Origin of the sequence: Enterobacter sp. V87_3 (assembly GCF_029967835.1) — a bacterium.
GTDB lineage: Bacteria > Pseudomonadota > Gammaproteobacteria > Enterobacterales > Enterobacteriaceae > Enterobacter > Enterobacter cancerogenus.
In genome coordinates this window covers 16,453-30,119 of sequence record NZ_JASCAM010000027.1, presented here as the reverse complement: position 1 = coordinate 30,119, position 13,667 = coordinate 16,453, and the positions used below count along the sequence as shown (strand labels likewise).

Genomic DNA, 13,667 nt, shown 5'->3' with positions numbered 1-13,667 from the left:
TTAGTGCGCGCGGCCCTGTTCTACACCCAGGCCGGTTTGTGAGCGGATAAACTGGGCGCGGAATTTCTCGCGTTCCAGGTTGCCCTCCGGTGAGTTGTCCGTCGCCGAGAAGAACCAGATACCGATAAACGCCACGGCGATAGAGAACAGCGCCGGATATTCATACGGGAAGATGGCGCTTTCGTGACCAAGGATCTGCACCCAAATCGTCGGGCCGAGGATCATCAAAATCACCGCCGTCAGCAGCCCCAGCCAGCCGCCAATCATTGCCCCACGGGTGGTCAGCTTCGACCAGTACATGGAGAGCAGAATGATTGGGAAGTTACAGCTTGCCGCAATTGAGAAGGCCAGCCCCACCATAAAGGCGATGTTCTGTTTCTCGAACAAAATCCCCAGCAGGATCGCCACCACGCCCAGTACCAGCACGGTGATTTTGGACACTTTCAGCTCGTCGCGTTCGCTTGCCCCTTTGCGGATCACGTTGGCATAGAGATCGTGCGAAACCGCCGATGCCCCGGCCAGCGTCAGCCCGGCGACCACCGCCAGGATGGTGGCAAAGGCCACGGCGGAGATAAAGCCGAGGAACAGGTTACCGCCCACCGCGTCGGCCAGATGCACTGCCGCCATGTTGTTACCGCCAATCAGCGCGCCCGCCGCGTCCTTGAACGCCGGATTCGCCCCCACCAGCATGATGGCGCCAAAGCCGATGATAAAGGTCAGGATATAGAAGTAGCCCATAAACCCGGTGGCGTAGAAGACGCTCTTACGCGCTTCACGCGCGTCTGCCACCGTGAAGAAGCGCATCAGGATGTGCGGCAGGCCCGCCGTACCGAACATCAACCCGAGGCCGAGCGAAAGGGCAGAGATAGGGTCTTTCACCAGGCCGCCCGGGCTCATGATCGCTTCCCCTTTCGGGTGCACCGCCATCGCTTCGGTGAACAGGTTATTGAAGCTGAAACCGACGTGCTTCATCACCATAAAGGCCATAAAGCTCGCGCCGAACAGCAGCAGCACCGCTTTGATGATCTGCACCCATGTCGTGGCGAGCATGCCGCCAAACAGGACGTACATCACCATCAGCACGCCGACCAGCACCACCGCAACGTGGTAGTTCAGGCCGAACAGCAGTTCAATCAGTTTGCCTGCGCCAACCATCTGCGCAATCAGGTACAGCGCCACGACCACCAGCGAGCCGCAGGCGGAGAGGGTGCGAATTGGCCCCTGTTTCAGGCGATAGGATGCCACGTCGGCGAAGGTGTAGCGCCCGAGGTTACGCAAACGCTCGGCAATCAGGAACAGAATGATCGGCCAGCCGACGAGGAAGCCGAGGGAGTAAATCAGGCCGTCATAGCCGGAGGTGTAAACCAGGGCAGAAATGCCAAGGAACGACGCGGCAGACATAAAGTCACCCGCAATCGCCAGCCCGTTCTGAAAACCGGTAATGTTGCCGCCCGCGGTGTAGTAATCGTTACGCGAGCGCACGCGCTTCGACGCCCAGTAGGTGATGTACAGGGTCAGTAGCACGAAAATCAGGAACATGATGATCGCCTGCCAGTTGGTCGGCTGGCGCTGCACGTCGCCGGTCAGGGCATCCGCAGCCTGGGCTGCAAAGGGAAGTGTGGCGGCAAGCGCTGTCAGGACTCGCTTCATGATGCTTTTACCTCGCGCAGAACGGCCTTGTTAAGACGATCGAATTCCCCGTTCGCGCGCCAGACGTACACGCCGGTCAGGACAAACGAAATGACAATCACGCCGATACCAATCGGAATGCCGCGCGTGACGCTGGTGCCCGCGTGCAGCGGCGTGCCGAGCCAGTGCGGGGCAAAGGCGATCAGTAAGATAAAGCCGACGTAGATAATCAGCATGATGATGGAAAGTAAGAAGGCAAACCGTTGCCGTTTTTCGACGAGCTCCCTGTAGTGCGCACTGTTCTCTATCTGCTGACAAATATCGTTATTCATCACAGAGTCTCCAAAGGTCCCCCTTCGTCTTTCGCGCCGCAGGTGCGTTGGCCGCACTCGACCACCCCAGTCACATAGTGAACTATGCTCCTGGGGATGTTCTCGCTTGCCGCCTTCCTGCAACGCGAAATCCTTTGGGGAGGGTTGTTTTTATTCCCTCTCCCCTATGGGGAGAGGGGTAGGGTGAGGGGCTACGAAGGCATTGCGATGGCCTGCTTCTCTTCGAGCAGTTTGTCCACCACGCCAGGATCGGCAAGCGTTGAGGTATCGCCGAGGTTGCTGGTATCGCCCGCCGCGATTTTGCGCAGAATACGGCGCATGATCTTGCCGGAGCGGGTTTTCGGCAGCGAGTCGGTCCAGTGCAGAACATCCGGCGTGGCAAGCGGGCCAATCTCTTTACGCACCCAGTTGCGCACCTCGGCATACAGCTCTGGCGACGGTTCTTCGCCGTGGTTCAGCGTGACGTAGGCATAAATCGCCTGGCCCTTAATGTTGTGCGGGATCCCGACAACTGCGGCTTCAGCAATTTTCGGATGGGATACCAGCGCGGATTCTATTTCCGCCGTGCCCAGACGGTGGCCGGAGACGTTCAGCACGTCATCCACGCGCCCGGTGATCCAGTAGTAACCGTCTTCGTCACGCCGTGCGCCGTCGCCGCTGAAATACATGTTTTTAAAGGTGGAGAAGTAGGTCTGCTCGAAGCGCTCATGATCGCCAAACAGGGTGCGGGCCTGGCCAGGCCAGGAATCGGTGATCACCAGGTTGCCCTCGGTGGCGCCCTCAAGCGGGTTACCTTCGTTATCCACCAGCGCCGGCTGCACGCCGAAGAACGGACGCGTTGCCGACCCCGCTTTCAGCGGCGTGGCTCCCGGCAGCGGAGTGATCATGAAGCCGCCGGTTTCGGTCTGCCACCAGGTATCCATCACCGGGCATTTCTCGTTGCCGATCTTCTTCCAGTACCACTCCCAGGCTTCCGGGTTAATCGGCTCGCCCACAGAACCCAGAATGCGCAGCGAAGAGCGGTCGGTGCCTTCAATCGCCTTATCCCCTTCCGCCATCAGGGCGCGGATCGCCGTAGGGGCGGTATAGAGAATGTTAACCTGATGTTTGTCGACCACCTGGCACATGCGCGCCGGGGTCGGCCAGTTTGGCACGCCCTCGAACATCAGGGTGGTGGCCCCGCAGGCCAGTGGGCCGTACAGCAGGTAGCTGTGGCCGGTGACCCAGCCTACGTCGGCGGTACACCAGTAAATGTCGCCCGGATGGTAATCGAACACATATTTGAAGGTGGTTGCCGCGTAAACCAGATAGCCCCCGGTGGTGTGCAGCACGCCCTTCGGCTTGCCGGTCGACCCGGAGGTATAAAGGATAAACAGCGGATCTTCGGCGTTCATCTCTTCTGGCTGATGCTGGTCGCTGGCGTTCGCCATCAGGTCGCTCCACCACAGGTCGCGTCCTTCGTGCCAGTCGATGTTGCCGCCGGTACGTTTAAATACGATAACGTTGCTGATGGTTTTTACGTTCGGGTTTTTCAGCGCCTCATCGACGTTTTTCTTCAGCGGAATGCCGCGCCCGGCGCGTACGCCTTCATCGGCGGTGATCACAAGCTTAGAGCTGGAGTCGATGATGCGCCCGGCCACCGCTTCAGGCGAAAAGCCGCCGAAGATAACGGAGTGGATCGCGCCGATACGCGCGCAGGCCAGCATCGCCACGGCCGCTTCCGGGACCATAGGCATATAAATCGCCACAACGTCGCCTTTTTTGATGCCCTGATCCAGCAGCACGTTGGCAAAGCGGCACACGTCGCGGTGCAGTTCTTTATAGGTAATGTGTTTACTCTGAGAAGCGTCGTCGCCTTCCCAGATGATGGCCGTTTCATTGCCGCGCTCGGCAAGGTGGCGATCCAGGCAGTTTGCCGCCAGGTTTAGCGTGCCGTCTTCATACCATTTAATGGAGACGTTATCCGGCGCGAAGGAGGTGTTTTTCACCTTCTGATAGGGCGTGATCCAGTCAAGAATATGACCCTGCTCACCCCAGAACGCATCCGGGCTGGTGATGGATTGCTGATACTTCTCGTGGTACTGCTCGGGGCTTATCAGGCAACGGTCCGCAATGTTTGCGGGAATGTCGTGTTTGTGTACTTGGCTCATGGCTTTTTTTCTCCTTGTAAGATGTTAATAATATGTCGCAAAAACGTTAAGAGTAGGGGCTTTACAAGCTTTGTTTAGGATTTGGGCGGCAGATCACGCATTGTCTGACCCGGTTGAAAAATGAGCGAATGACACTTTGAAGGGAAATAATTTACGCGAAAGATTATTCACATTTAGTTGGAAAAAAGCGTTTTTATAACAAAAGGTTATTTATAAGAATTATTACAAATTCGCGTCACAGACTCTTTTTGTAGTGAAAAGCCTCGTTCTTTAAGGCTTGCGCAGCATGCCGTGCAAATGATACTCATACGGCGCGTTAAAAAATCCCATAAACCAACGCAACACAATTCATACCCTTTCAGTATGTCCCCATTTTCATGCAGTTCTGATGGAGTGGAGATTTCATTGAGGAAGTCTGTTTTTATGAAAAATTTGAAAGTCAGCCTGGCCTGGCAGATCCTGCTGGCCCTTGTGCTGGGCATCTTACTGGGCAGTTACCTCCATTATCATAGCGACAGCCGCGAGTGGCTGATTGCGAACCTGCTCTCTCCGGCAGGCGATATATTTATTCATCTGATCAAGATGATTGTCGTCCCGATTGTGATCTCGACGCTGGTGGTCGGTATTGCAGGCGTGGGTGATGCGAAGCAGCTGGGTCGTATCGGCGCTAAAACCATCATCTATTTCGAAGTGATCACGACGGTCGCCATTATTCTGGGTATCACCCTGGCGAACGTGTTTCAGCCCGGCTCCGGGATTGATATGTCGCAACTGGCGACGGTGGATATTTCGAAATACCAAAGTACAACCGCTGATGTGCAGAGCCATGCCCATGGGCTGATGGGCACTATTCTGTCGCTGGTGCCAACCAACATCGTGGCGTCTATGGCGAAGGGCGAGATGTTGCCGATTATCTTCTTCTCGGTATTGTTTGGTCTGGGGCTTTCTTCCCTGCCTGCGACCCATCGTGAACCGCTGGTGACCGTCTTCCGCTCTATCTCTGAAACCATGTTCAAAGTGACCCACATGGTGATGCGCTATGCGCCGGTCGGGGTATTTGCGCTGATCGCCGTGACCGTGGCGAACTTCGGCTTCGCCTCACTGTGGCCGCTGGCGAAGCTGGTGATTCTGGTGCACTTCGCGATCCTGTTCTTCGCGCTGGTGGTGCTGGGCCTCGTGGCGCGCCTGTGCGGGCTGAGCATCTGGATCCTGATCCGTATCCTGAAAGACGAGCTGATTCTGGCGTACTCTACGGCCAGCTCTGAAAGCGTGCTGCCGCGTATTATTGAGAAGATGGAGGCCTACGGTGCCCCGGCGTCTATTACCAGCTTTGTGGTGCCGACCGGTTACTCCTTTAACCTCGACGGCTCAACGCTCTATCAAAGTATTGCGGCAATCTTTATCGCGCAGCTGTACGGGATTGACCTCTCCCTGTGGCAGGAAATCGTGCTGGTGCTGACCTTAATGGTCACCTCAAAAGGTATCGCCGGTGTGCCGGGCGTGTCGTTTGTGGTGCTGCTGGCGACGCTGGGCAGCGTCGGTATTCCGCTGGAAGGCCTGGCGTTTATTGCCGGCGTCGACCGTATCCTCGACATGGCGCGTACCGCGCTGAACGTGGTGGGTAATGCGCTGGCGGTGCTGGTGATCGCCAAGTGGGAACACAAGTTTGACCGTAAGAAAGCGCTGGCGTATGAACGCGATGTGCTGGGTCGATTTGATAAGACGGCAGATCAGTAACATCCTAAGCCCGGTGGCGCTGCGCTACCGGGCCTACGGATTTGTTGGCCGGGTAAGGCGAAGCCGCCCCCCGGCACTTACTCCCCGCTCAATGCATCAAACTCCTCGCATCCCGTATCAAACCCTTCAGTACAGCTCAGGTTTAACCAGTACAGCGCCTTCTGTTTGTTTGGCGTGATAAAGCCTTTTTCGCCCTGCTGGAACAGCATTCCCGCCCAGTACTCAGCGTAACCCGTCCGCGACAGCGAGGAGCTGCGCTTAAACCAGGAGGCCGCTTTTACGTCATCCTGCGCCACCTCAACGCCGTTGGCATAAATCAGCCCCAGCAGCATTTGCGCATCAACGGCCGAATCGCTTTCTATATCTCCGGTAGCACCCTCCAGAAGCTGAATCGCCTGCGGATAATCGGGTTTACCCGCCTGGGTGTTCACCAGCAGACGCGCCAGCATAATCGCACCGCGTTTACTGCCCGCGATGGTGGCCTGCTGCGCCAGGGCTTTGGCCTGAGCGTAGTCCCCCTGGGAAAAATGGATCTGTGACAGCAGCCCCATGGCGTCGACGTCGCCACCTTTTGCCGCTTTTTCAGCCCACAGCGCCGCCTGTTTGCTGTCGCCGGAACTGAACCAGGTGTCGGCCAGATAATACTGGGCGCGCGCGTCGCCCGCGTCGGCCTGCTGCCTGTACTGACTGCCAATCTCATCGGCATGGGCAAGCGAGGTAAATACAAGCAACAACAGTAAAATGGGTTTCATGGATTCTTATCAGTAAGGTACATAGCGCGCAGTATAATCGCGGTCACAAAAGAAAAAAACGGGTGCATTAAGACCTCAGCATCCTACAAGCCGGGCGGAACGGCTGTTCCGCCCGATGAGGTTAGCCTGAAATACAGGCTAATTTCGCCGCCACCTCCTGATGTTCACTCTTTATTGTGAGTTCGCATAACTTGCCGCGATTAATAAAGGCGAATATCACTATAGTCAGGCAAATAATTGAAACAATGCCTAACGCAGCTTTTAATGGCGTCATGCCTTTTACTCCTTGTCAAAAAAAGAATAAGAGGCTACCCTCAACTTGTTGGTAGTTGGGGAGGGTAGCCTCGGGTAAATGCAAATTTCCCGGGGCTCTCCACTTTCTGTCCCTCAACAATGCTCAAGACAGAAAGTCTTAAGCACCCGCCGCCTATCTTATCCCTATGAATTAAAATGCAAAGATGTAATTCTTTTTGGCGCAAATTACATTATTTTGCGAGACGCCTTCCGGGATAAATATATTTAAATATAATGAGTATATTTAAATATAAAAAGGGGATGAATATATCATCCCCTTTATTCACCGTTTAATTAACGGCTTCACCCCATCGCGCTTTCGCGCAGCCGGGCTTTCAGCTTCGTATATTCGTCAATCACATAGCGTTCAGCGGCGTGCTGATCGGCAATGGGATCTACGCGTACGGCGCAGTATTTATACTCCGGTGTTTTGGTTATCGGGCTGAGGTTCTCCGTCACCAGCTCGTTACAGGCGCCGATCCACCACTGGTAGGTCATATAGACCGCCCCTTTGTTCGGCCTGTCGCTGACCTGCGCACGAGTAATAATCCGCCCCTTACGCGAGCTTACCCACACCAGCGCTTCATCTTCAATGCCCAGACGCTCGGCGTCGGCAGTGTTGATCTGCGCATAGCCGGGCTCATCTGCCAGCGCGGCGAGCGCAGCACAGTTGCCGGTCATTGAACGGCAGGAGTAGTGGCCCACCTCACGCACCGTGGAGAGCACCATCGGATACTCGTCGGTGAGTTTATCGACAGGCGCGACCCAGTCGCAGGTGAAGAACTGCGCCAGCCCGTTCGGGGTGTCGAACTTCTCTTCAAAGAGATACGACGTGCCCTGATCGGCGTCTGACTCATCGCGGCACGGCCACTGGATATACCCCAGCTCACCCATTTTTTCATAGGTGGCACCGGTGAAGTCCGGACACAGATTTCGCAGCTCGTCCCAGATCTCCTGCGTGTTGTTGTAGTGCATTGGATAACCCATGCGGGTGGCAATTTCGCTGATGATCTGCCAGTCCGTTTTCAGGTCCCACTTTGGCTCTACCGCTTTGAAGAAGCGCTGGAAGCCGCGATCCGCTGCGGTGTAGACACCTTCATGCTCGCCCCAGGAGGTCGACGGTAAAATCACATCCGCCGCGGCCGCCGTTTTGGTCATAAAGATGTCCTGCACAATCACCAGCTCAAGATCCTCAAACCCTTTGCGCACTGCGGACAGCTCGGCGTCGGTCTGGAGCGGATCTTCGCCCATAATATAGGCCGCGCGCACTTCGCCGTGCGCCGCGCGGTGCGGCAGCTCGCTGATGCGATAGCCGGTGTGCTCAGGCAGGCTCTTCACGCCCCAGGCCTTCGCAAACTTCGCGCGGTTTTCCGGGTCTTTCACGTACTGATAGCCCGGATAGGTATCCGGCAGCGCTCCCATATCACACGCGCCCTGCACGTTGTTCTGCCCACGCACCGGGTTTACGCCGACGTGCGCTTTGCCGAGGTTGCCGGTCAGCATCGCGAGGCTGGTCAGCGAACGCACGGTTTCCACGCCCTGATAGAACTGGGTAACGCCCATGCCCCACAGGATAGCTGCGGTTTTTGCCCCCGCGTACATCCGCGCGGCCTGGCGAATTTCCTGCGCGCTGACGCCGGTTATCGCTTCAACCGACTCTGGCGTATAGCCTTCGACAATTTTCCGGTACTCTTCAAAGCCCTCTGTACGGCTGGCGACAAACGCCTGGTCGTAGAGATTTTCCTCAATGATGACGTGCCCCATCGCATTCAGCAGCGCGATATTCGAGCCGTTTTTCAGCGCGATGTGCATATCCGCGATGCGTGCAGTTTCGATTTTACGCGGATCGCAGACGATGATTTTTGCCCCGTTGCGCTTCGCGTTAATCACGTGATTGGCGACGATAGGGTGAGAATCCGCCGGGTTATAGCCAAAGATAAACACCAGATCGGTGTTATCTATTTCGTTAATCGCATTACTCATTGCGCCGTTACCGACCGACTGGTGCAGACCTGCAACCGATGGGCCGTGTCAAACGCGCGCGCAGCAGTCGACGTTATTGGTACCAATAACGGCGCGTGCGAATTTTTGCATCACATAGTTGGTTTCATTCCCTGTCCCGCGCGACGAGCCGGTGGTCTGAATGGCATCCGGACCGTACTTGGCTTTGATGGCGCTCAGGCGCGTGGCGACGTAGTCCAGCGCCTCGTCCCAGGAGACGGATTCCAGCCTGCCACCGCGCTCGCGGCGGATCATGGGGGTTTTCAGGCGCGGGGTAAGGATCTGGGTATCGTTAATAAAATCCCAGCCATAGTAGCCTTTCAGGCACAGCGTCCCCTGGTTGGTTTTCCCCTGTGCTGCCTCCGCCCGGACGATTTTGCCGTTATCGACCACCAGGTGGATCTTGCAACCTGAGGCACAATAAGGACACACCGTGACGACTTTTTTCATCAGTCTGCTCCCGTTAGTCAATTCTTTCGCAGTGACTATGCAGCTTCTATGCCATGTTTTTGATGTGGGTATTGCCTGACGCTACGGGCGATGTGTCGTCAGAACCCTGACGAAAAGCGGCCAATCGTCAAAATTGACGTGTCGAACGGGCCGTGGATGTGACAAAGCAGGCGAGGATAATTTGAGATTTCTCCGCTACCTCGCTCCCGGGACGTTCATTACCGTAAAGCCAGCTCAACCGCTGCGAGACTGGCTTTATGAAACGTTACTCTACCGCTCTGTTATTTGGCCTGCTGACGCTGACCGGCCAGGTTCATGCTGATGTGATTGATGATGCCATTGGCAACATCCAGCAGGCGATTAACGACGCCTATAACCCCGGCAGCAGCCGTAGCGATGATGATGATCGGTATGACGATCGTCGCCGTACGGACAGCCGCCAGTATGACGATCGCCGCAGGCAGCTTGAGGACAGACGCCGTCGCCTGGATGAACGTCAGCGCCAGCTCGACGACGATCGACGGCAGTTAGAGGAAGATGAGCGGCGGTTAGAGGATGATTACGATAGGTGATACCGTGCGGCCTGATGCCCTCACCCCGGCCCTCTCCCACAGGGAGAGGGAGAAAACCGGCTAGTCCAGCGCCAGCACCATCCCGTCATAGCCCGCTTCAAACCCTTCCGGTAGCGGGTTATCCATCATCCAGACGTCAAACTGATGGCTGATATGCGTCAGGATCACCTGCGGGCATCTAATCACCTTGTTCAGGGCGATGACCGTGTTGAGATCGCAATGGTTGCGCGGCGTTTCGGCGCGTGGTTCATGACTACAGTCGATGATCATCGCCTGTGGCCGGTTGTTGAGCAGGAACTTGACCGTTTTCTCCGGCAGACCGGCGGTGTCGGACAGCCAGGCCACGCGGCTGTGAGCGCTTTCCAGCAGGTAGCCAAAGGTCAGCTTTGAGTGGTTAAGCGGCAGCGGCGTGACACGCATACCCTGAAGTTCGAAGACGACAAAGGGCTCGACCCTATGGCTGAAATCGAGAATGCCGGGGTGTTTGAACAGATCATCGCAGCCCGCCTCGTCAGGCGGACCGTACACCGGGATTGTCGCGCCCACGCCCCAGCGCAGGGGAAACAATCCCTGAACATGATCCATATGGTAATGCGTCAGTAAAAACTGCTGGAAGCTGCCAGCCGGCCAGTCGTCCATCAGGTGTGGAATGCCCGCATCCAGCAGGGTCACCGCGTCATTGAATTTGACCGCCGCGCTGCAGGGACGACGGCGATGATTTTCCTGCAACCGCGCCCGGCGGCAGGCCGGGCAGTCGCAGCCAAATACCGGCACCAGCTGAGCGCCGCCCGTGCCCGTTAACGTAATCGTCAGACTCATAACGTACCTTTACAGCGGTTTGGTGAACCTGAAATGGCTTTGCGTGTAGCCTTCGCGAAGATAAAAGCGGTGCGCATCCACGCGCTTCACGCTGGTGGACAGCTCCGTCAGCTCGGCACCTGCCTGGCGCGCGACCTCCTCCGCCCACGCCAGCAGTTGGCTGCCCACTTTTAACCCACGCGCCTGCGGCATCACCACCAGCTCCTGGATCTCGCCGATCCATCTGGCGTGATGCAGGTGAAACTGCATATGCAGGCCGATCATGCCGATAACCTGCCCGTCCAGTTCGGCAAGCTGGTAGCGCATATTGTGGTCCTGCAGGTTGGCAAGATAGCCTGCGTGAAACGCCTGATGGTCGAATTCTGCCTGCTTAAGCTCGCAGATCAGGGAATAGACGATTTGCGCGTCGTCGGGGGTGGCGGGGCGAAGCGGGCAGTCAGGCATGCTGATTCTCCTTCTGGCGGATAAGTGATAAAAAGGTCTCGACTGACTGTAGCAAACTTCCATCGTTATTGAGGATATGACACGCCGACGGGGTATAACGCGCCGCCCGTTCGAGCCGCTGATCGATTTCGCGGGCCGATTCGCGGCCCCGGGCGTGCAGGCGATGGCGCAACACCTCGGGCGACACCTCCAGGCAGACCGGCAGCAGCGCCGCCGCATAGCGGGCGCGCGCCTGCGGCAGATGGGCGCGCGAGCCGTTAACCAGCACGTCGAAACCGACATGCAGCCACAGGTCGATCTCAATACCGACGCCGTAGTACAGGCCGTTGGCGTGCCAGCTCAGCGCCAGCAGGTTTTGCCCGGCGCGGGTGAAAAACTCCTGCTCGCTTAGCGCAATGTGGTTCTCACTCCCGGCATGGGCCGGGCGGGTAATATAGCGATGCGCGACCAGCAGCTGCGCATGCTCGCGCTCGCGCAGGGCCGACAGCAGGCTGTCCTTACCGGAGCCGGATGGCCCCATCAACCAGATCAATTTTCCCATCAGAACACCCGTTTTCCCTGACGCCAGACGTGGTCGATATGAACGTGCTCGCCCTTGCGGTGTGCCAGCACCAGGTCTGCCCGTTTGCCTTCGGCAATCTCGCCGCGATCGTGAAGATTCAGCGCCGATGCCGGGTTTTTGGTCACCAGACGGATCGCCTGTGGCAGGGTGAAACGGTTGTCATCGTCATCCGCCACGCGGAAGGCAGCGTCCAGCAGGCTTGCCGGGTAATAGTCAGAGGAGAGAATATCCAGCAGGCCGAGCGAGGCGAGCTTGCTTGCCGCCACGTTGCCGGAGTGGGAACCGCCGCGCACGATGTTGGGTGCGCCCATCAGCACGTTCATGCCGTGCCTGCGTGAGGCGTCTGCTGCTTCGAACGTGGTAGGAAATTCGGCGATAACGCTGCCAAGCTGGTGGGATTCGAAGACATGATCGTGCGTGGCGTCATCGTGGCTCGCGAGGGCGATGCTGCGCGCCCGGCACATCGCGGCAATGGCGAGGCGGTTGGGCTGCGACCACTGCGCGGCCAGCGCCAGCTGCTCCTCTTCATAACGGGCCATCTCCTCGTTGTTCAGGGAGTATTTGCCCTGGTAGTACTCGCGATATTTTTCAATGTTGGCGAACTGGCGCTGGCCAGGCGAGTGATCCATCAGGGAGACCAGTGAAACCGGCTCGCGCTCCACCAGCTTTTCAAACAGCGGCAGGGTGGTGTGGTGCGGCAGTTCGCAGCGCAGATGCAGGCGATGCTCGGCGCGGTTCAGGCCGCGTTTCTGCGTCTCTTCCACGGCGTTAATCATCTTCTCCAGATTCTCAAGGCGGTCGCCGCCGTCGCGCACGTCGCCGATGGCTACCGCGTCCAGCACGGTGGTGATGCCGCTGGCGACCATCAGCGCGTCGTGGCTGCTCATCGCTGAATGGGCGGGCCAGTCGACCTTCGGACGTGGGGTGAAGAATTTGTCCAGGTTATCGGTATGCAGTTCGATCAGCCCCGGCAGCAGCCAGCCGCCGTCGCCGTCCATCGCCTCGGGCGCACGGCTCTGGGTTTCAGCGAACGCGCGGATGACGCCGTCCTGGATCTCGATTGAGCCGTCAACCACCTCATTTTCCAGCACCAGCTTTACGTTATTGATAATCATGCAGGGGTCCCCATCGGGTGCAGTCTGTCCGCCACGCGGGCGCGCACGGCTTCGTCGTGGAAGATCCCGACGATCGCCGCGCCGCGCGCTTTGGCCTGTTCGATCAACGCCACCACGGCCGCGCTGTTTTTTTCGTCCAGCGAAGCGGTGGGTTCGTCGAGAAGGAGAATCGGGTAGTCGATGATAAAGCCGCGCGCGATGTTAACGCGCTGCTGCTCGCCGCCGGAAAAGGTCGACGGGGCGAGGTGCCACAGGCGTTCCGGCACGTTCAGGCGCGTCAGCAGGTCGGCAGCTTTGGCGGCGCAGGTCTCGCGCGGCATGCCGAGGTCGAGCAGGGGCTGCATGACCACGTCCAGGGCCGAGACGCGGGGGATCACCCGCAGGAACTGGCTGACCCAGCCGATCGTCGAGCGACGCACTTCGAGAACCTTGCGCGCCGGGGCTTGCACCAGATCGACCCACTCGTCGTGATGACGGATGCGAATATGGCCTTCGTCCGGCAGGTAGTTAGCGTACAGGGAGCGCAGCAGGGTGGATTTGCCGCTGCCGGAGTGACCGTGCAGCACCACGCATTCGCCGCGGGTGACCTCAAGCGAGGCGTTTTGCAGGACCGGCAGGCGCACGCCGTTTTGCTGGTGGAGCACAAAGGTTTTACTGACATTTTCAACGTGGATCATGTTGGCCTCGCGGGATTTTTGCCGGGTGGCGCTTTGCTTACCCGGCCTACAGGTAATACTGGTGCGGTGGTCATTTGCCGGGTGGCGGCTTCGCCTTACCCGGCCTACAGGTGTGGTGTTGTTTGGCTGTTCG

General features: G+C 57.8%; 13 protein-coding genes. 2 read left to right on the top strand and 11 right to left on the bottom strand.

The features are described from left to right. The 3 genes from actP to acs form a co-directional block, all read right to left on the bottom strand. A complete protein-coding gene (actP, locus tag QLG21_RS16410; RefSeq protein WP_137903594.1) occupies positions 1 to 1,650 on the bottom strand; it encodes a cation/acetate symporter ActP in 1,650 nt (549 codons plus the stop codon). Beyond that, positions 1,647 to 1,961, bottom strand: a complete 315-nt coding sequence (locus QLG21_RS16405; protein ID WP_006177369.1) for a DUF485 domain-containing protein — start codon at positions 1,959 to 1,961, stop codon at positions 1,647 to 1,649. The genes actP and QLG21_RS16405 overlap by 4 nt, the downstream gene beginning before the upstream one ends. A gap of 191 nt (positions 1,962 to 2,152) precedes the next feature. Next, entirely contained in the window at positions 2,153 to 4,111 is a 1,959-nt protein-coding gene (acs, locus tag QLG21_RS16400) for an acetate--CoA ligase (RefSeq protein ID WP_101736858.1), read from the bottom strand. 423 nt (positions 4,112 to 4,534) lie between these two features. Between acs and gltP the strand changes: the two genes are divergently transcribed. Beyond that, positions 4,535 to 5,848: a glutamate/aspartate:proton symporter GltP gene (gltP, locus tag QLG21_RS16395; RefSeq protein WP_006177367.1), complete on the top strand. Its 1,314-nt coding sequence runs from the start codon at positions 4,535 to 4,537 to the stop codon at positions 5,846 to 5,848. Positions 5,849 to 5,925: 77 nt separating this feature from the next. On the opposite strand, the gene QLG21_RS16390 is transcribed toward gltP, so the two are convergent. From QLG21_RS16390 to fdhF, 3 genes are all read right to left on the bottom strand, one after another. After that, entirely contained in the window at positions 5,926 to 6,600 is a 675-nt protein-coding gene (locus QLG21_RS16390) for a tetratricopeptide repeat protein (RefSeq protein ID WP_137903595.1), read from the bottom strand. A 121-nt stretch (positions 6,601 to 6,721) separates the two neighbouring features. Next, positions 6,722 to 6,874 (bottom strand): Hok/Gef family protein, encoded by a 153-nt coding sequence (locus QLG21_RS16385; RefSeq protein WP_006177364.1) that lies wholly within the window; start codon positions 6,872 to 6,874, stop codon positions 6,722 to 6,724. Positions 6,875 to 7,197: 323 nt separating this feature from the next. After that, positions 7,198 to 9,345 carry a formate dehydrogenase subunit alpha gene (gene fdhF, locus QLG21_RS16380; protein WP_282484807.1) on the bottom strand — a complete coding sequence of 716 codons (2,148 nt, stop codon included), beginning with the start codon at positions 9,343 to 9,345 and terminating at the stop codon, positions 7,198 to 7,200. Positions 9,346 to 9,602: 257 nt separating this feature from the next. Between fdhF and yjdP the strand changes: the two genes are divergently transcribed. Next, positions 9,603 to 9,917 carry a DDRRRQL repeat protein YjdP gene (gene yjdP, locus QLG21_RS16375; RefSeq protein WP_063944864.1) on the top strand — a complete coding sequence of 105 codons (315 nt, stop codon included), beginning with the start codon at positions 9,603 to 9,605 and terminating at the stop codon, positions 9,915 to 9,917. Positions 9,918 to 9,977: 60 nt separating this feature from the next. Here the strand turns inward: yjdP and phnP are convergent, their stop codons facing one another. The 5 genes from phnP to phnL are packed head-to-tail and all read right to left on the bottom strand — an operon-like array spanning position 9,978 to position 13,534. After that, complete coding sequence (gene phnP, locus QLG21_RS16370) at positions 9,978 to 10,736, bottom strand: phosphonate metabolism protein PhnP (protein ID WP_282484806.1); 759 nt, start codon at positions 10,734 to 10,736, stop codon at positions 9,978 to 9,980. A gap of 9 nt (positions 10,737 to 10,745) precedes the next feature. Then, the gene (gene phnO, locus QLG21_RS16365; RefSeq protein WP_006177358.1) at positions 10,746 to 11,180 is read right to left on the bottom strand and encodes an aminoalkylphosphonate N-acetyltransferase; all 435 of its coding nucleotides are present in this window, start codon (positions 11,178 to 11,180) and stop codon (positions 10,746 to 10,748) included. After that, entirely contained in the window at positions 11,173 to 11,724 is a 552-nt protein-coding gene (phnN, locus tag QLG21_RS16360; protein ID WP_282484843.1) for a ribose 1,5-bisphosphokinase, read from the bottom strand. The genes phnO and phnN overlap by 8 nt, the downstream gene beginning before the upstream one ends. After that, the gene (gene phnM, locus QLG21_RS16355; RefSeq protein ID WP_282484805.1) at positions 11,721 to 12,857 is read right to left on the bottom strand and encodes an alpha-D-ribose 1-methylphosphonate 5-triphosphate diphosphatase; all 1,137 of its coding nucleotides are present in this window, start codon (positions 12,855 to 12,857) and stop codon (positions 11,721 to 11,723) included. The genes phnN and phnM overlap by 4 nt, the downstream gene beginning before the upstream one ends. Next, complete coding sequence (gene phnL, locus QLG21_RS16350) at positions 12,854 to 13,534, bottom strand: phosphonate C-P lyase system protein PhnL (protein ID WP_282484804.1); 681 nt, start codon at positions 13,532 to 13,534, stop codon at positions 12,854 to 12,856. Before phnL ends, phnM begins: the two co-directional genes overlap by 4 nt. Between the last annotated feature and the right edge of the window lie 133 nt (positions 13,535 to 13,667).

What these genes read in the sequence shown, in the direction of transcription:
- actP (WP_137903594.1), bottom strand. Translation starts at nt 1,650, where the DNA reads ATGAAGCGAGTCCTGACAGCGCTTGCCGCCACACTTCCCTTTGCAGCC.
- QLG21_RS16405 (WP_006177369.1), bottom strand. Translation starts at nt 1,961, where the DNA reads ATGAATAACGATATTTGTCAGCAGATAGAGAACAGTGCGCACTACAGG.
- acs (WP_101736858.1), bottom strand. Translation starts at nt 4,111, where the DNA reads ATGAGCCAAGTACACAAACACGACATTCCCGCAAACATTGCGGACCGT.
- gltP (WP_006177367.1), top strand. Translation starts at nt 4,535, where the DNA reads ATGAAAAATTTGAAAGTCAGCCTGGCCTGGCAGATCCTGCTGGCCCTT.
- QLG21_RS16390 (WP_137903595.1), bottom strand. Translation starts at nt 6,600, where the DNA reads ATGAAACCCATTTTACTGTTGTTGCTTGTATTTACCTCGCTTGCCCAT.
- QLG21_RS16385 (WP_006177364.1), bottom strand. Translation starts at nt 6,874, where the DNA reads ATGACGCCATTAAAAGCTGCGTTAGGCATTGTTTCAATTATTTGCCTG.
- yjdP (WP_063944864.1), top strand. Translation starts at nt 9,603, where the DNA reads ATGAAACGTTACTCTACCGCTCTGTTATTTGGCCTGCTGACGCTGACC.
- phnP (WP_282484806.1), bottom strand. Translation starts at nt 10,736, where the DNA reads ATGAGTCTGACGATTACGTTAACGGGCACGGGCGGCGCTCAGCTGGTG.
- phnO (WP_006177358.1), bottom strand. Translation starts at nt 11,180, where the DNA reads ATGCCTGACTGCCCGCTTCGCCCCGCCACCCCCGACGACGCGCAAATC.
- phnM (WP_282484805.1), bottom strand. Translation starts at nt 12,857, where the DNA reads ATGATTATCAATAACGTAAAGCTGGTGCTGGAAAATGAGGTGGTTGAC.
- phnL (WP_282484804.1), bottom strand. Translation starts at nt 13,534, where the DNA reads ATGATCCACGTTGAAAATGTCAGTAAAACCTTTGTGCTCCACCAGCAA.